The following is a 17,260-nucleotide window of genomic DNA, read 5'->3' as shown; positions in this document are numbered from 1 at the left end:
CCAGTGATCTACAGCGCGGCGATCTTGTCGCGTTGTTCGACCAGCACCCGGCGGGTGGCCTGGAATTCAGCCAGCTTGTCGCGTTCCTTCTGCACCACCGCCTCCGGCGCCTTGGCTACGAAGCTCTCGTTGCCAAGTTTCTTTTCGATGCCGTTGATCAGCTTGTCCTGTTTGTCGATTTCCTTGCCCAGGCGCGTCAGCTCAGCATCCTTATCGATCAGATCGGCCATTGGCACCAGCACTTCCATCTCACCCACCAATTGCGTTGCAGAAAGCGGTGCCTGCTCGGGATCGTCGAGCCAGGTGGCGCTCTGCAGCTTGGCCAGCTTGGCTAGGAACAAGCGATTGGCCTCCAGGCGTTCACGATCGGCAGCGACGCCTTTGGTCAGCAACACATCCAGTAGCTTGCCGGGAGCGATATTCATCTCGGCGCGGATATTGCGCACCGCAACGATCACGCCCTTGAGCCATTCGATATCGCGAGTCGCGCCTTCGTCGATCTTGGCCTGCTCGGGTTGCGGCCAGGGCTGGTTCATGATCGATTCGCTTCCATCGCCGCTTGCCTTGCCGGCCAGCGGTGCCACTCGCTGCCAGATCTCCTCGCTGATGTAAGGCATCATCGGATGCGCCAGGCGCAATACCGCTTCCAGAACCCGTACCAGCGTGCGGCGGGTGCCGCGCTTGGCTTCGGAACTGGCGTTGTCGTCCCACAGTACCGGCTTGGAGAGCTCCAGGTACCAGTCGCAGTACTCGTTCCAGACGAACTCGTAGAGTGCCTGTGAGGCGTGATCGAAGCGGTATTCTTCCAGCGCCTTGGTGACCTGTGCCTCGGTTTGTTGCAGACGCGAGATGATCCAGCGGTCGGCCAGCGACAGTTCCACCGCTTCGTCGCCGGTGCCGGTGTCCTGACCTTCAGTGTTCATTAGCACATAGCGCGAGGCGTTCCACAACTTGTTGCAGAAGTTGCGGTAGCCGTCGAGACGTCCCATGTCGAACTTGATGTCGCGTCCGGTAGTGGCCAGCGACAGGAAGGTATAGCGCAGGGCGTCAGTGCCATGGGGTTCGATGCCTGCGGGGAAGTCGTCGTGAGTGGCCTTGGCGATCGCCTTGGCCTTCTGCGGTTGCATCATGTTGCCGGTGCGCTTCTCGACCAGCGAGTCGAGGTCGATGCCGTCGATCAGGTCGATGGGGTCGAGTACGTTACCCTTGGACTTGGACATCTTGTGGCCGTGGCTGTCGCGCACCAGACCATGTACGTAGACCTGCTTGAACGGCACCTCACCGGTGAACTTCAGGGTCAGCATGATCATCCGCGCGACCCAGAAGAAGATGATGTCAAAGCCGGTCACCAGCACACTGGTCGGATGAAAGGTTGCCAGGTCCTCGGTGTTTTCCGGCCAGCCCAAGGTACCGAAGGTCCACAGCCCCGAGCTGAACCAGGTGTCGAGTACGTCCTCGTCCTGGGTCAGCGTCAGGTCGGAGCCCAGGTCGTACTTCTTGCGTGCCTCGCCCTCGGTCCTTGCCACGTAGACGTTGCCATCGGCATCGTACCAGGCCGGGATGCGGTGCCCCCACCACAGCTGGCGCGAGATACACCAGTCTTGAAGGTCGCGCATCCAGGCAAAATACATGTTCTCGTAGTTCTTGGGCACGAACTCGATGTCGCCGTTCTCGACCGCGTCGATGGCGGGCTTGGCGAGGCTCTCAACGGCAACGAACCACTGATCCGTCAGCAGCGGTTCGATGACGTCACCCGAGCGGTCGCCGTAGGGCAGGGTATTGCTGATCGTTTCGACCTGATCGAGCAGGCCCAGCGCTTCCATGTCGGCGACGACCAGCTTCCTGGCCTCGAAACGGTCCAGGTCGGCGTATTTGGCCGGTAGGCTGGGATCGACATCCGGGCGCGGGCGGCCCTGCAGGTCGAAGACCTCGGCAGTCTCGCGAATTCTGGCGTCCGGCGTCATGACGTTGATCAGCACATGGCCTTGGCGCTTGCCGACCTCGTAGTCGTTGAAGTCATGCGCCGGGGTAACCTTCACGCAGCCCGAGCCTTTCTCCATGTCGGCGTGCTCGTCGGCGACGATAGGGATACGGCGGCCGACCAGCGGCAGTTCGATGAACTTGCCGATCAGCGAGGCGTAGCGCGGATCCTCGGGATTGACCGCCACGCCGGTGTCGCCGAGCATGGTTTCGGGGCGGGTAGTGGCGACCACCAGGTGATTCTTGCCATCGTCGGTGGTCACGCCGTCGGCCAACGGATAACGAAAATGCCAGAACTGGCCCTGCTGCTCGCGGTTCTCCACTTCGAGGTCGGAGATCGCGGTATGCAGGGTCGGGTCCCAGTTGACCAGACGCTTGCCGCGATAGATCAAGCCTTCGTCATACAGGCGGACGAAGACTTCCTGCACCGCCTTGTAGAAGCCGTCGTCCATGGTGAAGCGCTCGCGGGACCAGTCGACGCTGGCGCCCATACGACGCAACTGACGGGTGATATGGCCACCGGATTCACGCTTCCATTCCCAGACCTTGTCGATGAACGCCTCGCGCCCCAGGTCGTGGCGCGATTGGCCGGTTTCGGCCGCCAACTTGCGTTCCACCAGCATTTGCGTCGCGATACCGGCGTGGTCGGTACCCACTTGCCACAGGGTGTTGTTCCCCTGCATGCGCCGCCAGCGGATCAGGGTATCCATGATGGTGTCCTGGAAGGCGTGGCCCATGTGCAGGCTGCCGGTGACGTTGGGCGGCGGAATCATGATCGAGTAGGGGGTGCCGGAACCGCTCGGCGCGAAGCGGTTATCAGCTTCCCAGCGCTCGTACCAGCGGGTTTCGATCTGTTCGGGTTGATACGTTTTTTCCATGGGCTTGATGGCTCTGCAAGCTAGAAGGCGTTTTTCGCCCTAGGCGTTGTCTGAAAACTGCCTGCACTCGGCGGCTGTTCGGACAACTCCTAGTGGTGTCTGGCAAATGTGGCGTTATCGAAAATGGGTCCGATTATACCGTTCGACGCCGTCAGCGTCATGGCACTCGCTCAACCGTCTTGTGCGGGGAGCTTGTGGGCGGTGACCGGATAACCGCGCTTCTTGTAGGTCTGCCAGCATTCGCGCTTGACGTGCAGCACATCCTGATGCTGGTTGATGATCTCGGCGACACGCTCGAAGCGCGAAAACCACTCGGGAATCCGCGGATGAAGATTGAGCATGGCATCGACACCCGGCTCAGGCGGCTCCTGCCAGCCTAGTGTCACCGGGACATCCGTCGCCATGTCGCTACCCAACAGGGCATGAGGTAAATAACTGTCGGGGCGGAAGGTCCACAGCTTGTCGTCCAACTCGCGGGCCATGGTTTCGTCCTCGGTATGGAGGTGCAAACGGTAGCCCTTGCGATGGATGGTTTCCGCCAGCCGACAAGCGAAATCGAGCCGTGCCTCGAGGGTGGTGTCGGGGAGGATGTAAAAATCGATTTTGGTCATTGTTTGCCATGCTGGCGACGGCTCTTGCAGGAGCCCAGCATAGCTGGGCAATCAGGTGGCGCCTGCGGCGCCAATCGCGCAGAAAATCTGCGCTCCCACGAAGAGTCGGGCTAGTGGATTTCTTGTGGTGGGAGCGCAATTCATTGCGCGATGCAGTTGGCCCTCTTTCGAAGGCTGCCAGCCTGGCGGCCGGATCGAGCAGAAAACCTGCGCTCCCACGGGATTTGCCACGATTGGACGTCAGCCAGCTTCCTCTTCGGTAACAGTGGCATCCTGAGCGCGGTCGAGCAGGTACTGGGTCAGCAGCCCCACCGGGCGGCCAGTGGCGCCTTTCTGCTTGCCTGAGTGCCAGGCAGTGCCGGCGATATCCAGATGAGCCCAGGAGTAGTTTTCGGTGAACCGCGACAAGAAACAGGCAGCAGTGATAGTACCTGCCGGGCGACCACCGATATTGGCCAGGTCAGCGAAGTTGGAGTCGAGCTGTTCCTGATACTCATCCCACAGCGGCAAGTGCCAAGCCCGATCCCAGGCGGTTGCGCCAGCTTCCAGAATATTCAGTGCCAGGTCGTCGTCGTTGGACAGCAGGCCAGTGGCATGGTGGCCCAAGGCGATGATGGCAGCACCGGTGAGGGTGGCGATATCGACCACACTGGCCGGTGTGAAGCGCTCGGCATAGGTCAAGGCATCGCACAGCACCAAGCGTCCCTCGGCATCGGTATTGAGTACTTCCACCGATAGGCCTTTGAGGGTCTTGATGATATCGCCGGGTTTGGTGGCACGACCGTCTGGCATGTTCTCGGCGGCTGCGACGATGCCCACCAGGTTGATCCTGGGCTGGATGGCGAGCACCGACTTGACGGTGCCGAAGACGCTGGCGGCACCGCACATATCGAATTTCATCTCGTCCATACTTTCGCCAGGCTTGAGCGAGATACCGCCGGTATCGAAGGTGATACCCTTGCCGACTAGCACATGCGGCGCTTCCTCGGGGTCGTCGGCACCCTGGTAGCGCATCACGATAAGCCGTGAAGGCTCTGCACTGCCACGTCCTACCGAGAGCAGGGTGTTGGCACCGAGGGTTTCCAGCGCTTCTTCATCGAGGATTTCGACGGACAGCTTGCCTTTCGACTCCTTGCCAAGTTGCTCGGCCTGTTCAGCCAGATAGCGTGGCGTGCAGATATTGCCGGGCAGGTTGCCAAGGGTGCGGGTGAAATTAATGCCTTCGCCGATGGCGCCACCGATGCGTGACCCTTCCTTGACGTTACTGGAATCCTCACTCTCGCTGACCAGCAAGGTGACTTGCTCGAGCCGGGGCTCTGGATCCGGTTTGGACTTGAATTCATTGAAACGGTAGATGGCACGCAAGGCCGACTCGGCAATCATGCGGCCCTTCCACAGGCTGTCGCGCTCTGGGACCGGTACGTCGGTCATTGCCACGGCGGCATCGTCGATGGGCAGCCCGGCCAGAACCGTGAAGGCAGCATCCAAGGCTTTGCGGAAGCCACCTTCGTTGCACTTGTTGCGCTCGCCGAGACCGACCAGCAACAGGCGCTCGGCATTGAGCCCAGGCGCGAAGGGAATCAGTTGCACGTTGCCTAGGCCGGCCTTGAAGTCACCGCGTTCGATCAACTGTCCAATCAACCGCTCGCTGGCATCGTCGAGCTTGTCGGCGGCCGGCAGCAGGTCTCCATCCTTGAACACCGGTACCACGAGACAGGCCGTCTCGACCTTGGCCGGGTTGGTCGTCTGAACAGGGAATTCCATGGCGTCTCCACAAGACAAGAGTAAAGGGAATCTGGATAATGCCGGCACGGTAAGGAAACACTGAACAAAAATTCGTTTAGTGCTTCCTAAGGAACACTGAATGACTGCACGTGTTCAGCGCTTCCACAGGTTCCGCTGCCGAGTTCCTCCAGTGTACGCAAAGCACTTCACTATTGCATGGGGGATGGCGCAAGGAGTGCCAAGGAATCGCCACGGGAGATTGAATTGATCATATTCCGCTATTTGACGCGTGAAATCCTGCTGACCATGTCCGCGGTGGCAGGGGTATTGTTGTTGGTCATCATGGGTAGCCGCTTCATTCGCTATTTTACCGATGCCGCCGAGGGCGAGATCCCGGCCAGCATTCTCGGTACCTTGATGCTTTTCCATTTACCCGGATTCGCCGAACTGATTCTGCCGCTGGCGTTGTTCCTGGGGATTCTGCTGGCTTACGGGCAGCTTTATCTCAACAGTGAAATCACTGTGTTGGTGGCCTGTGGCACCAGCCCCAATCGACTGTTGACGATAAGTCTGGTGCCGGCGGTGCTGATAGCGGTGTTGGTGGGGATGTGCAGCTTATGGCTGACACCAGCGGGGGCGTTGCACAACGAACGTCTGATCGCCGAGCAGCAGAGTCGATTGGACTTCACTGCGCTGGCGCCAGGGCGTTTCCAGGATTTCGGCGAAGGGCGTACCGCTTATACCGAAGCCTTGGTTGATAACCAGACCCGCATGCAGGAAGTCTTCATCAGCGAACGTCAGCGTCGCCGCGATGGCACACCGGAAAGTGTGGTGACTCGGGCCAGCGGTGGCTACCAGACCGTCGATGAAGACACCGGAAGCCGTTTTCTGGTTCTGACCGATGGTGAGCGCTACAGCGTCGATCCGGGGCGTGCCGAGGCCGAGCGCCTGGAATTCGACACCTATGCCGTGCGCTTGTCGCGTGTCGATGCCGGTGATGATCTGGAGTCGCCTGAATATGCGACGACCCTGGCGCTTTTCTCTGATGAATCTCCCGAGGCCAGTGCCCAGTTGCACTGGCGTTTCAGCTTGCCGTTGATGGTGCTCATCCTGACCTTGCTGGCCCAGCCGCTATCCAAGGTCAACCCACGTCAGGGGCGATTTGCCAAGTTATTGCCGGCGATCTTCCTGCATATCAGTTACCTCAGCCTCATGTTAGCCGCCATGGATGCCATCGGACGTGGCTCCCTTTCACCTCTGATCGGCATGTGGCCGATCCACGGTGTTTATCTTCTGCTCGGTCTATGGCTGATGCAGCGTTTTCAACGAGGAGGGATTCGTTGATGCTGGCCGATCGTCTCGACCGTTACATCGCCCGCAACGTACTGGCGGCGATCATCGTGGTACAGGTAGTGGTGCTGGGGCTCGACCTGGTAATCACGTACATCAACGAATTGGAGGATGTCGAAGGCGACTACGGCGCCTTCCAGGTATTTCTGTATCTGTTGATGCGTCTGCCCTGGCGTTTCTATCAATATGCTCCGGTCGGCGTGCTTATCGGGGCGTTGATCGGCCTGGGCAGCATGGCGTCCAGTAACGAGCTGACAGTGATGCGCGCCGCCGGCCGCTCCCTGGCACGTATCCTGTGGGGAGTGATGAAGCCGATCATTCTTGTCGTTGCTGTCGTGTTGCTGATGGCGGAATACGTCAGCCCACGTACCGAACAATTCGCTAGTGCCTGGCGACTGGAGCGGCTTCAGGGTGAGGGGGCCATCATGACCGAAAGAGGCGGATGGCAACGAGAAGGCGATACTTTCTACCGTTTCGGTGCCATCCGTGCCGATGACACAGTGCTGGATTTGACCCGTTATGAGTTCGAAGGGCAGACGCTACGGGTGGCCACCTCAGCCGCGCGTGCGGTATGGGAAGACGGGCGCTGGACCCTGGAGGAGGTTCAAGTCACCCGCTTCCTCGATGGGCAAACCGAAGCCGAAACGTATGAACGGCGAGAGTGGCATACTCAGCTTACTCCCGATCAACTCAGCCGTCTGCTGCGTCCTGTCAATAGCCAGGCTCCCAGCGAATTGTGGGCTTATGCCCGTTATCTGGAGAACCAAGGGCTGCAGGCGACCCAGCCGTTGCTGTATTTCTGGCAGAAGGTATTGATGCCTTTCACCATGGCTTCGCTGGTGCTGGTAGCCGCTTCCTTCGTATTCGGGCCTCTGCGCAGCGTGGCTGCTGGCACCCGAGTTTTCTATGGCGTCATCACTGGGCTGGCGTTCAAATACCTTCAGGACCTGCTAGCGCCGGCTTCCACGGTATTTGGCTTCTCGCCAGCGTGGGCAGTGCTGGGGCCGACCCTGGTCTGTGCCGCTTTAGGCCTCTACCTGTTACGACGCACGAGTTGACGATATGCGACGACGCTTCACCGAACTCGACAGTACTTGGCCGGCGGGGCTTATTCGGCGGCTTGCGGCCATGGTTTACGATCTTTTCCTGATCGTGGCGATATGGATGCTGATGGGCTTCATCGCCGTAGCGCTCAACCGTGGTGAGGCCAACGAAACACCACTGTTCCATAGCCTGCTGTTCGTGGCGACCTTCGCTTTTTTCGCCTTCTTCTGGATGCGCGGTGGAATGACGCTGGGCATGCAGGCCTGGCGGCTGCGGGTGCAGACGACCGATGGTATGAGCATCACCTTGGTGCAGAGCCTGCTGCGCTTCCTGGCGGCTTGTGCTTCCCTGGCAGCCTTGGGCTTGGGCTATTGGTGGATCCTGTTCGATGCTGAGAAGCGTAGCTGGTCGGATATCGTCTCGAACACGCAGGTGGTAGTGCTGCCCAAACCCGAGCGGAACACCAACAAGAAAAAATAGGCGATAGGAAAAATTTAGTATTGCAATAGCCTCTGCGAATCATTTACATTTGTGGTCGCCATACGTAGTGAGGTGATGCAATGTACGTTTGTCTATGCAAAGGCGTGACTGATCGCGCCATCCGGGAAGCCGTCAGCGATGGGGCGCGTAGCTGGCGTGAAGTGCGCGAACAGACCGGTTGTGCCGATCAGTGTGGCAAGTGTGCCAGCATGGGCAAGAGCATCGCCCGCGATGCCATCGCTCGCGAGATCATGCCATCTGCTGATCTGGCCTACGCCGTTTGATAGTCAACGTCAGTCGCCAATCTTTTACAATTGCACTGGCGTCTCGCTAACATACTGTCGCAATTGGACTTTTTCTCCTTTTTTGACAATACTGCGTGAAATGATGGGGCCGGGCATATCCGAATGTGCCGGCCGCTTTTTCGCGCCAAAGGTTCCAGGAGGAAAGCTCGATGAAAGGCGATGCCAAGGTCATTACCCACCTCAACACTGTGCTCGGCAATGAGCTGGTGGCGATCAACCAGTATTTCCTGCATGCCAAAATGTACAAGGACTGGGGCCTGGCGGCATTGGCCAAGTGGGAATACGACGAGTCCATCGAAGAGATGAAACATGCCGATGTGCTGATCGAGCGCATCCTGTTCCTCGAGGGCGTGCCCAACCTGCAGGATCTCGGCAAGCTGCGTATCGGCGAGAACACCCGCGAAATGCTCGAGTGCGATTTGGCCTTGGAGCATCAGGGACGTAATGACCTGATCGAGGCCATTACCTACTGCGAGAAGATCAAGGACTATGTCAGCCGCGACCTGTTCAAGTGCATCCTTGACGACGAGGAAGAGCATATCGATCATCTCGAAACCGAGCTGGGCCTGATCGACAAGGTCGGTATCGAGAATTACTTGCAGAAGCAGATGCACGAACCGGGTTGATTTCCCTTCCGGCTAGAATGCCTTCTCGAGGGTGAACCGTGCCACCGGTTCGCCCTGCACCTCGACGGTTTCGCTGAACATCTCCAGCGGCCTGACCCACAGTCCATAGTCGCCGTAGAGTGCGCGATACACCACCATGGCTTCTTCGGTCTCGCTGTGATGGGCCACGCCTAGAATCTCGTATCGTGCACCCTTGTAGTGGATATAGATGCCCGGTACCGGATGGGGGAGTTCATGGCTCATCGCGGTTCTCCTGTGACGCTTCGTTGTGTGACGACTGGGCACGACGCGTTAGGCGCGCCATCACTCGTGCTGCGGCAGTGAAGCCGAAGCTGCCGGTGACGAAAGTCGCTGCTCCAAAGCCGCTGGCACAGTCGAGACGAGTGGCTTCGCCGTGGCCTGGTTTCGACAGGCAAACCTCGCCATCGCTGCCAGGATAGACCAGTTGCTCATCCGAATAGACGCATTCAATACCGAAGCGGCGCTTGGGGTTGCGCGAAAAGCCGTAATCGCGGCGTAGTTTGGCGCGTAGCTTGGCCAACAGAGGGTCGTGCTCGGTACGTGTCAGGTCGGCGACACGAATGCGAGTGGGATCGGTCTGACCACCAGCGGCGCCGGTTACGGTAATCGGTACCTTGTGGCGCCGACACCAGGCAATCAATGCCGCTTTCGGTGCTACGCTGTCGATGGCATCGACCACGTGGTCGGCATCTGTAGGGAGGCGACTGGCCAGGTTGGTCGGCGTGATGAAGGCGGTTTCGGCGATCACCTCGATACCGGGGTAAATGGCGCGACAGCGCTCGGCCAGAACTTCGACCTTGGGACGGCCGATGGTGCCGTTCAGGGCGTGGAGTTGGCGATTGACGTTGGAGACGCAGACATCGTCGAGGTCAATCAACGTCAGCTTGCCGATGCCGGAGCGGGCAAGGGCTTCCACTGTCCAGCTCCCTACGCCGCCAACACCCACGATCACCACGTGCGCGCGGCGGAAGGCATCGGCTGCCCGATTGCCGTAGAGACGGCGAATGCCTCCGAAGCGAAACGCGTAGTCATCGTGCGAATCGTGCCGCTTGGCAATGGCAGTCCTTTGGGTGTCACGTGACACGGTGATGTCGTCATGGGAGGGCACAGTTCACCTCGTCATCTTCCCAGTGGACGGTTGAGGAGGGCACATGGCCCGCCCAGCCAAAACGTTCGAACAGCACGGTCAGGTCAGAGCTCAAGCTAGCACTCAGGTGCACTCGTGCCTGCCTGACCGGATGAAGAAATGACAAACCCACCGCCGCTAGCAGCAGCCCGGGGCACTCGAGACGTTCGCGAAAGAAGCGGTTGTGATTGCCTTTGCCATGTTTGGCATCACCGACGATGGGATAGCCGCGCCGCGACAGATGACGGCGAATCTGGTGGCGACGACCGGTCAGGGGTCTGGCTTCCATCAACGAGTAGCGTGTCTGGGGATAGCGGTCTACCTGTATCGGCAGTTCGACACTGTCCAGGCGGCGTACTTCGGTGAGCGCATCCATCGCTGGCATCTCGACCTTGGGTCGGCTGCCATCCTCTTCACGCAGGGCATAGTCCAGGCGTTCGCATTCCGGACCCAGGCCGCGCACTACCGCCAGGTAGCGTTTTTCCACACGCTGCTGGGTAAATTCCTCACACAAGCGAGTCGCCATCTCGGGGGAGAGAGCGAACAGTAGCAGTCCCGAGGTTGGCCGGTCCAGGCGGTGTACGGGATAGACTCGACAGCCCAACTGATCGCGTAGCGTCTGTACGACGAAGCGGGTTTCACCGCGTGCCAGTGGCGTACGATGCACCAACATTCCGGCTGGCTTGTTGATCGCTACCAGGTAGTCATCACGGTAGACGATGGGTAGAGCCGCTTCCGGTAGGGCAGCTTCAGGTTGGTACTCGAGCATCGGCATTCGTGGTATTGGGGGCGATGAAGGGGGCTCATTGTCGCCATTTGAGGCACGGCTGTCATCCTTGCGTTGACTTGATGCGGCGTTGCAACAAAATTGATATCGACTATAGTAGCGCCGTCTGATCGGAAAAGGCCTGACCGATGGCAACACGCGTGGAGTGGGTGAGTTGGCAGCGTGCGCTGGGCTGGGCGCCGGTGCTGAAGGTTCTGGCGGTGCTGTGGTTGGTGCTGGCCATCTTCATGACCCTGCCATTGGCAGTGTTGCTGATCGAACGCGATCCGGATGCTCCTGCCTTCGTCCTATCGATATCCATTGTGCTGGCGGCCGTGATCACGACTTGGCTGCTGACCTGGCGCGTTCCAGTCGAGCTCAAACCTCGTCAGATGTTCGTGCTGACGACCCTGAGTTGGGTGACCATCAGTGGTTTCGCCAGTCTGCCATTGGTACTGGGGGCGCCCCAGTTGTCATTCACCAATGCAGTCTTCGAGTCGGTATCGGCAATCACCACCACCGGCTCCACCATCCTGATCAAGATCGAGGAGCTGTCCGATGGGCTCAAGCTATGGCGTGGCATCATGCAGTGGCTGGGTGGTATCGGCATCATCGTCATGGGCATCGCCATCCTGCCTTTCCTCAAGGTGGGTGGCATGCGGCTCTTCCACACCGAATCCTCCGACTGGTCGGACAAGGTCATGCCGCGTACCGGCGGCATCGCCAAAGCGACTCTGAGTGTCTACTGCGGTTTTACTTTTCTGGCCATGGTCACCTACTGGCTGGGGGGGATGGCGCCGGTGGATGCCGTAGTGCACGCCATGACCTCCTTGGCCACCGGTGGTTTCGCCAACTCGGACGCCTCGTTTGGTGCCTATGCCGACAACCCATTTCTCCTCTGGGCGGCGTCGTTGTTCATGTTGGCGGGGGCGTTGCCCTTCGTGCTCTACATCCGTTTCCTGCGTGGCTCGCGACTGGCGTTATGGCGCGATGAGCAGGTGCGTGGCCTGTTGGCCTTGCTCAGTGTGGTGATCCTGATGCTGACGACCTACCTGATTGGCCAGAACCACGCCCCCTTCGAAGCGCTGACTCATGCCACTTTCAACATTGTCTCGGTGGTCACTACCACCGGCTATGCCTCGGAGGACTACGGCCAATGGGGGCCGCTGGCGGCCGTGGCTTTCTTCTATCTGACGTTCGTGGGTGGGTGCAGTGGCTCGACCAGCGGTGGGATGAAGATATTCCGCTTCCAGGTAGCGACGGAAATGCTCAAGAACCAACTACGCTTCCTGATCCATGCTAATGGTGTCTTTACTTCGCGCTACAACGGTATGCCCTTGACCGATGACATTTCTCGCGGCGTGGTGGCATTCTCGTTCTTCTATTTCCTGACCATCGCTGGTTTGGCGCTGAGCCTGTCTTTATTGGGGCTGGACTTCACGACATCATTGACCGGTGCGGCCACGGCGGTAGCTAACGTCGGCCCTGGACTGGGCGAGATCATCGGTCCGGCGGGTAACTTCGCGTCGCTGCCGGATACCGCCAAGTGGTTGCTGTGCATCGGTATGCTGTTGGGCCGTTTGGAAATTCTCACCGTGCTGGTGATGTTGACGCCAATGTTCTGGCGCAAGTGAATCAAGAATCAAGCAACTCCGGATTGTCGCAAGACTACAAGCCTCTCCACCATGGTCGCCTCGCCTTGCGGTGCATGATCGCCGAAGCTATGAGGTTACGTCGCCTGGAGTTCGTCCATGAAACTATCCGCTGCCTATCGCCTCGCCGCTACTATCCTGCACGGCTTCGACGAATACCGCTCACGTTTCAAGCAGATCACCGCCGATGCACGACGGCGCTTTCGCGATGCAGCCTGGCGCGAGGCACAACAGGTGTCGGCCGAACGTATCAATCTGTATGACGAAAAAGTTGAGGAAACCCTGGCACGGCTGCAGCGCACTTTCGAAGAGGACGAACTAACCAATTATGAATGCTGGCGTGAGGCGAGGGCCCATTATGCAGAGCTGATCAATCAACGGCTCGACTATGAACTGGCGGAAACTTTCTTCAATTCGATGTTCTGTTCGATATTTCATCATCGCCATATTCGCAATGACTGGATGTTCGTCTATAGCTCGCGGGATGCTGCCTCTCATCATTCCGGCATCGAATTGACTCGGCGCTTTCGGGTGGCGGGCGACTGGTCAGCCGCATTGCACTGGGCGCTTGTCGATGCGCCGTTGGAAACCCGCTTCGAGGCGATCGAGAGAGACGTCAAGTTAGGTACCGCCTTCCTGAGAGCGCATTTGCCTCTAGCTATCCGCGATGCCGAGGATGCCGAAGTCGAACTGCTCAAGAGCGTTTTCTACCGCAACAAGGGTGCCTACCTGGTGGGGCGTATCCAGGGCGGCGGCGAGCAGGTACCGTTGGTACTGCCGGTGCTGCACGGCGAACGTCAGGAAGCCAGCGAGGGCCTGCACCTGGATACCGTGATCATCGAGCCTCAGGAAGTCTCGATCATCTTCTCCTTCACGCGTGCCTATTTTCAGGTGGAGGTGCAAGTCCCGGGTGAATTCGTGGACTTCCTGCAGGAACTGATGCCTGACAAGCCAGAAGGCGAGCTCTATTCGGCCATCGGCTTCTACAAACATGGCAAGACCGAATTCTTCCGTGCTCTTAACCGAAACGTGGCCAGACGCGAGGATAAGTTCGTTATTGCTCCTGGGGTGCGGGGTATGGTCATGGCGGTATTCGTGCTGCCGTCGTTTCGCACGGTGTTCAAGATCATCAAGGATCGCTTCGATCCCACCAAGGAAATGAGTCACGAGGACGTGCGAGAGAAGTATCGCCTGGTCAAGCGTCACGACCGTGTAGGGCGCATGGCCGATACCCAGGAATTTTCCAACTTCATCACTCGCCAGGACCATTTCGATCCCGACTGTCTGGCTGAGATGCTCGAGACGGCGCCGTCCACGGTGCAGCTCAAGGGCGACAAGGTAATCATCAAACACTGCTACACCGAGCGCATGATGACGCCGCTGAACCTCTATCTCGAACAATGCGATGAACAGGAAACCGAGGCGGTGCTCAAGGATTATGGCAACGCCATCAAGCAACTCGCTGCGGCCAATATCTTTCCCGGCGACATGCTGCTCAAGAATTTCGGCGTGACCCGCCATGGTCGAGTGGTGTTCTACGACTATGACGAGATTTGCTACCTGACTGAGTGCAATTTCCGCAAGATTCCCGAACCGCTATATCCCGAGCAGGAACTGGCCGACGAGCCCTGGTACTCGGTGGGGCCCAATGATATTTTTCCGGAGGAATTCGGCCCCTTCTTGTTCGCCAATGTCCGATTGCGTAAGCGCTTCTACGAACTGCATCCGGAGCTGTTCGATGCCGATTACTGGAAGGGGCTGCAACGTGCCATCCTCGATGGCCGCGTCATCGATGTCTACCCGTACCGCAACAAGCGGCGTTTCGTCGATGACGGTCATTCGCTGACTTACTGACTTCCGCCTGATCATGACACGACAGCGAACACCTCACCTGGTGGTGCTGACCGGAGCAGGGATCAGTGCCGAGAGTGGCCTCAAGACCTTTCGTGCCAGCGACGGCCTGTGGGAAGAGCATCGAGTCGAGGATGTCGCCACACCCGAGGCCTGGGTACGCGACCCCGGACTGGTGCTGCGCTTCTATAACCAGCGCCGTGCCCAGGTGCGCCGAGCACGGCCCAACGCCGCTCATAAGGCGCTTGCCGAGCTTGAGCGCGACGGTTTTCGAGTCAGCATCATCACCCAGAACATTGACGATCTACACGAGCGCGCTGGTTCGCGTGATGTGTTGCATCTGCATGGTGAGATCCTGATGGCGCGTTCCACGGTTGATCCGCGAATGTGTTATCCCGTGCACCGCGGCGATATCGTCTTGGGTGATGTCTGCGACAAGGGCAGCCAATTGCGTCCCGATGTAGTGTGGTTTGGCGAAGCGGTGCCACGCTACGGCGATGCTTGTGAGATCGTCGAGCAGGCCGATCTACTGCTGGTAGTGGGCACGTCGCTAGCAGTGATGCCGGCGGGTGCATTGCTGCGCCAGGTGCCCATGGATGTGGACGTGATACTGGTTGATCCCGATGCCGAGCGACTGGCGCCACCGGGCGTGGCCAAGATCGGCCAGCCTGCCGGCGAGGGCGTGCCGGAGTTGGTTCGCCACTGGCAGCGCCAAGGGAGGTTGTGGGTGCCGGAGACATTGCTGGAGTGAATGTGGGCAACGTTGCACGTGCTAGAATACGCTCCCGTTTTCAATCCGACGCCAGCGATGCAATACGACACCTTCCACGAGCACTCCGAGCGAGATCCCGCCACCGGCCATCCGCGACCGCCACGTCGTGAGTTCAAGGCGCGTGGCAGCTTCGTCGAGCGTTGCCTCGGCTGCCATCTACCAATGCTCAACTGCTTGTGCCCCTACCGAGTGATGGCCGAAAGTCGAGCATGTGTGTGGTTGCTGACTCATCCCTTGGAACACCACAAGCCGACCAATACCGGACGGCTGATCGGTGATGTGTTGCCGTCCACCGAGGTGTTTACCTGGTACCGTACCGCGCCCGATGAGCGCCTGTTGGCATTACTGGAAGATGAACGTTACGCCCCCTTCGTCGTTTTCCCCGACGATCAACCGGATTATGCCAACCGGGTAGTAGGAATGAAGGCAGTGGAAGACACCAAGGCACAGCGTCGCATCCCGGTTTTCATCATCCTGGATGGCACTTGGCGCCAAGCACGGCGTATCTTCCGAAAAAGTCCCTACTTGGAAAGCCTGCCGGTATTGCCATTGTCGACTGCACGCTTGACCCGTTACCGGCTTCGCAAGCCGGCTTCCAGCGCGCACCTGTGCACTGCGGAGGTTGCTATCGAACTGCTGCGTCAGAACGGCGATACCACCGCCGCCGAGATCCTCGACGACTACTTCGACGCCTTCAACGACAGCTATGCGGCAAGCCGTGCTTACCACAAGCTGGAACAGCCGACTGCCGCGATGCGGCGGTTGCTGGAACGGAAGCGCTGATCAATTGCCAAACAGCGCTCCTGCAATGCGGAATCCGGCCACCCAGGTACCGGCTGCCGAGCCCAGAGTAGAGAGCAGGAACACTAATAACGTGCGCGAGACACGGTTGCGCCACCAGCCACGGGGCGAGGTGACGTCGTGGCGCAAGTGGGCGAAGTCTCCGACCTTGGGCTTGCGCATGAAGAGTTCCACTCCGGCTGCGACGAAGCCGGCACCGATGGTCGGGTTGAGCGAGGTCAGTGGCGCGGCAACGAAGGTGGCGGCGATGGTCACTGGATGAGCGAGGGCGATGGCACTGCCCAGCGCCGAAAGCACACCGTTGATCAGGAACCATTCGATGACCAGCTGCGATCCAAGTTCGAAGTCGCGTGAGAAACCGATGGCGAAACCGGTCAACACCAAGGCGGTGATCAACCAGGGAGCAGCCTTCCACCAGCGGGTACGCGGTGGCGTATGTTCCAACGCTTCCCGTTCCTGGCTCGGCTCCTTCGGCAATGGCGACTCCAGGTGCTCACTCAATCCCTTGAGGTGACCGGCACCGATCACCACCAGCACATTGCGATAGCGTCCGGATACGTTTTCTTCACCGATTCGAAGGGCCATGTAACGGTCGCGTTCGCTGATCAGCGGGGTATACAGAGCCTCGGATTGCTCTGCAAATTCACTGAAGGTCGATTCCAGAACATCGCCTTCCTTGAGCCGTTCGATGTCAGCGGCCGAGACTTCCTGGCGCGATACCACACTGGCCAATAGCCCTGAAAGCAGGCTGAAGCGCTGCCACCAAGGCACGTTGTGATAGATGCGCTTGAGCGTGATACCAATATCGCGGTCGATCAGCAGGACTGGCAGGTCGTGGGCTTGGGTTTCTTCAAGGGCGGCACGCATTTCGGCGCCGGGCTCGATACCCGATTGCTCGGCAACCCGTTGCTGGAAGGCGCCCAGCGCCAGGCTGGCGGCAACCATGCCGGCCTTGCCTTGGCGAAAGATTGCAAACAGGTCCTGGTTGGCTAGAGCGTCGGGCTCTATCAAGCTTTGGTGACGTGAAGGGCACAGTTCGATGGCCACGGCATCATACTCGCCGGAGCGAATCAAGCGGCGGACCTCTTCGGCACTGTCGGCGGAGACGTGGGCGGTGCCCAGCAGGGTATAGCGGGTCGTGCCGTGTTCCACCACACGCAAGGGGCCGGTAGTGATCGCCGCCTCATTCATGCTGGCGGTGATGTCCTGGGAATCGGTCATGGACGCTCGATATCTTGGGGGTGACTATCCGATTATCCATGAAGCCGGGCG

16 protein-coding genes are annotated in these 17,260 nt (G+C 59.2%); 9 read left to right on the top strand and 7 right to left on the bottom strand.

Translation table 11 applies throughout. The features are described from left to right. Positions 1-8 precede the first annotated feature (8 nt). The 3 genes from L861_RS14120 to L861_RS14110 all read right to left on the bottom strand — a co-directional run bounded on the left by L861_RS14120 (position 9) and on the right by L861_RS14110 (position 5,233). Entirely contained in the window at positions 9-2,858 is a 2,850-nt protein-coding gene (locus L861_RS14120) for a valine--tRNA ligase (protein ID WP_016417135.1), read from the bottom strand. A gap of 170 nt (positions 2,859-3,028) precedes the next feature. Further along, positions 3,029-3,469 (bottom strand): DNA polymerase III subunit chi, encoded by a 441-nt coding sequence (locus L861_RS14115; RefSeq protein ID WP_016417134.1) that lies wholly within the window; start codon positions 3,467-3,469, stop codon positions 3,029-3,031. 240 nt (positions 3,470-3,709) lie between these two features. Then, positions 3,710-5,233 (bottom strand): leucyl aminopeptidase, encoded by a 1,524-nt coding sequence (locus tag L861_RS14110; protein ID WP_016417133.1) that lies wholly within the window; start codon positions 5,231-5,233, stop codon positions 3,710-3,712. A 225-nt stretch (positions 5,234-5,458) separates the two neighbouring features. Between L861_RS14110 and lptF the strand changes: the two genes are divergently transcribed. The 5 genes from lptF to bfr all read left to right on the top strand — a co-directional run bounded on the left by lptF (position 5,459) and on the right by bfr (position 8,999). After that, positions 5,459-6,538, top strand: a complete 1,080-nt coding sequence (gene lptF / locus L861_RS14105; RefSeq protein ID WP_016417132.1) for an LPS export ABC transporter permease LptF — start codon at positions 5,459-5,461, stop codon at positions 6,536-6,538. Further along, positions 6,538-7,602 carry an LPS export ABC transporter permease LptG gene (gene lptG, locus L861_RS14100; protein ID WP_016417131.1) on the top strand — a complete coding sequence of 355 codons (1,065 nt, stop codon included), beginning with the start codon at positions 6,538-6,540 and terminating at the stop codon, positions 7,600-7,602. The genes lptF and lptG overlap by 1 nt, the downstream gene beginning before the upstream one ends. 4 nt (positions 7,603-7,606) lie before the next feature. Further along, positions 7,607-8,068 carry an RDD family protein gene (locus tag L861_RS14095; protein ID WP_016417130.1) on the top strand — a complete coding sequence of 154 codons (462 nt, stop codon included), beginning with the start codon at positions 7,607-7,609 and terminating at the stop codon, positions 8,066-8,068. Positions 8,069-8,148: 80 nt separating this feature from the next. Continuing rightward, positions 8,149-8,352 (top strand): bacterioferritin-associated ferredoxin, encoded by a 204-nt coding sequence (locus L861_RS14090; RefSeq protein ID WP_016417129.1) that lies wholly within the window; start codon positions 8,149-8,151, stop codon positions 8,350-8,352. Positions 8,353-8,522: 170 nt separating this feature from the next. Beyond that, positions 8,523-8,999, top strand: a complete 477-nt coding sequence (gene bfr, locus L861_RS14085) for a bacterioferritin (RefSeq protein ID WP_016417128.1) — start codon at positions 8,523-8,525, stop codon at positions 8,997-8,999. A gap of 12 nt (positions 9,000-9,011) precedes the next feature. On the opposite strand, the gene L861_RS14080 is transcribed toward bfr, so the two are convergent. Genes L861_RS14080 through L861_RS14070 form a run of 3 tightly spaced genes read right to left on the bottom strand, consistent with a single transcriptional unit; the run spans position 9,012 to position 10,915 of the window. Next, the gene (locus L861_RS14080; RefSeq protein ID WP_016417127.1) at positions 9,012-9,242 is read right to left on the bottom strand and encodes a DUF1653 domain-containing protein; all 231 of its coding nucleotides are present in this window, start codon (positions 9,240-9,242) and stop codon (positions 9,012-9,014) included. Beyond that, the gene (gene tcdA, locus L861_RS14075; protein WP_027947650.1) at positions 9,232-10,077 is read right to left on the bottom strand and encodes a tRNA cyclic N6-threonylcarbamoyladenosine(37) synthase TcdA; all 846 of its coding nucleotides are present in this window, start codon (positions 10,075-10,077) and stop codon (positions 9,232-9,234) included. The genes L861_RS14080 and tcdA overlap by 11 nt, the downstream gene beginning before the upstream one ends. A gap of 37 nt (positions 10,078-10,114) precedes the next feature. Beyond that, positions 10,115-10,915 (bottom strand): pseudouridine synthase, encoded by an 801-nt coding sequence (locus L861_RS14070; protein WP_051149352.1) that lies wholly within the window; start codon positions 10,913-10,915, stop codon positions 10,115-10,117. A 146-nt stretch (positions 10,916-11,061) separates the two neighbouring features. On the opposite strand from L861_RS14070, the gene trkI reads away from it, so the two are divergent. The 4 genes from trkI to L861_RS14050 all read left to right on the top strand — a co-directional run bounded on the left by trkI (position 11,062) and on the right by L861_RS14050 (position 15,970). Then, the gene (gene trkI / locus L861_RS14065; RefSeq protein WP_016417124.1) at positions 11,062-12,546 is read left to right on the top strand and encodes a Trk system potassium transporter TrkI; all 1,485 of its coding nucleotides are present in this window, start codon (positions 11,062-11,064) and stop codon (positions 12,544-12,546) included. Between the two features lie 117 nt (positions 12,547-12,663). Continuing rightward, on the top strand, positions 12,664-14,418 hold the full coding sequence (aceK, locus tag L861_RS14060; RefSeq protein ID WP_016417123.1) for a bifunctional isocitrate dehydrogenase kinase/phosphatase: 1,755 nt from the start codon (positions 12,664-12,666) through the stop codon (positions 14,416-14,418). Between the two features lie 13 nt (positions 14,419-14,431). After that, on the top strand, positions 14,432-15,166 hold the full coding sequence (locus tag L861_RS14055) for an SIR2 family NAD-dependent protein deacylase (RefSeq protein ID WP_016417122.1): 735 nt from the start codon (positions 14,432-14,434) through the stop codon (positions 15,164-15,166). 57 nt (positions 15,167-15,223) lie between these two features. Further along, positions 15,224-15,970, top strand: a complete 747-nt coding sequence (locus tag L861_RS14050) for a tRNA-uridine aminocarboxypropyltransferase (protein WP_027947652.1) — start codon at positions 15,224-15,226, stop codon at positions 15,968-15,970. Here the strand turns inward: L861_RS14050 and L861_RS14045 are convergent, their stop codons facing one another. Then, on the bottom strand, positions 15,971-17,209 hold the full coding sequence (locus L861_RS14045) for a TraB/GumN family protein (RefSeq protein ID WP_016417120.1): 1,239 nt from the start codon (positions 17,207-17,209) through the stop codon (positions 15,971-15,973). It abuts the gene before it with no gap. Between the last annotated feature and the right edge of the window lie 51 nt (positions 17,210-17,260).

Origin of the sequence: Litchfieldella anticariensis FP35 = DSM 16096, assembly GCF_000409775.1 — a bacterium.
In the GTDB taxonomy this organism is placed as follows: Bacteria; Pseudomonadota; Gammaproteobacteria; order Pseudomonadales; family Halomonadaceae; genus Litchfieldella; species Litchfieldella anticariensis.
This window is presented reverse-complemented; position numbering and strand designations above follow the sequence as displayed.

Bases quoted from the DNA above. Each gene is read 5' to 3' on its own strand.
- L861_RS14115 (WP_016417134.1), bottom strand. From the start codon at position 3,469: ATGACCAAAATCGATTTTTACATCCTCCCCGACACCACCCTCGAGGCA.
- bfr (WP_016417128.1), top strand. From the start codon at position 8,523: ATGAAAGGCGATGCCAAGGTCATTACCCACCTCAACACTGTGCTCGGC.
- L861_RS14055 (WP_016417122.1), top strand. From the start codon at position 14,432: ATGACACGACAGCGAACACCTCACCTGGTGGTGCTGACCGGAGCAGGG.
- aceK (WP_016417123.1), top strand. From the start codon at position 12,664: ATGAAACTATCCGCTGCCTATCGCCTCGCCGCTACTATCCTGCACGGC.
- L861_RS14070 (WP_051149352.1), bottom strand. From the start codon at position 10,915: ATGCTCGAGTACCAACCTGAAGCTGCCCTACCGGAAGCGGCTCTACCC.
- trkI (WP_016417124.1), top strand. From the start codon at position 11,062: ATGGCAACACGCGTGGAGTGGGTGAGTTGGCAGCGTGCGCTGGGCTGG.
- L861_RS14095 (WP_016417130.1), top strand. From the start codon at position 7,607: ATGCGACGACGCTTCACCGAACTCGACAGTACTTGGCCGGCGGGGCTT.
- L861_RS14050 (WP_027947652.1), top strand. From the start codon at position 15,224: ATGCAATACGACACCTTCCACGAGCACTCCGAGCGAGATCCCGCCACC.
- L861_RS14110 (WP_016417133.1), bottom strand. From the start codon at position 5,233: ATGGAATTCCCTGTTCAGACGACCAACCCGGCCAAGGTCGAGACGGCC.
- L861_RS14090 (WP_016417129.1), top strand. From the start codon at position 8,149: ATGTACGTTTGTCTATGCAAAGGCGTGACTGATCGCGCCATCCGGGAA.
- L861_RS14120 (WP_016417135.1), bottom strand. From the start codon at position 2,858: ATGGAAAAAACGTATCAACCCGAACAGATCGAAACCCGCTGGTACGAG.
- lptG (WP_016417131.1), top strand. From the start codon at position 6,538: ATGCTGGCCGATCGTCTCGACCGTTACATCGCCCGCAACGTACTGGCG.
- L861_RS14080 (WP_016417127.1), bottom strand. From the start codon at position 9,242: ATGAGCCATGAACTCCCCCATCCGGTACCGGGCATCTATATCCACTAC.
- L861_RS14045 (WP_016417120.1), bottom strand. From the start codon at position 17,209: ATGACCGATTCCCAGGACATCACCGCCAGCATGAATGAGGCGGCGATC.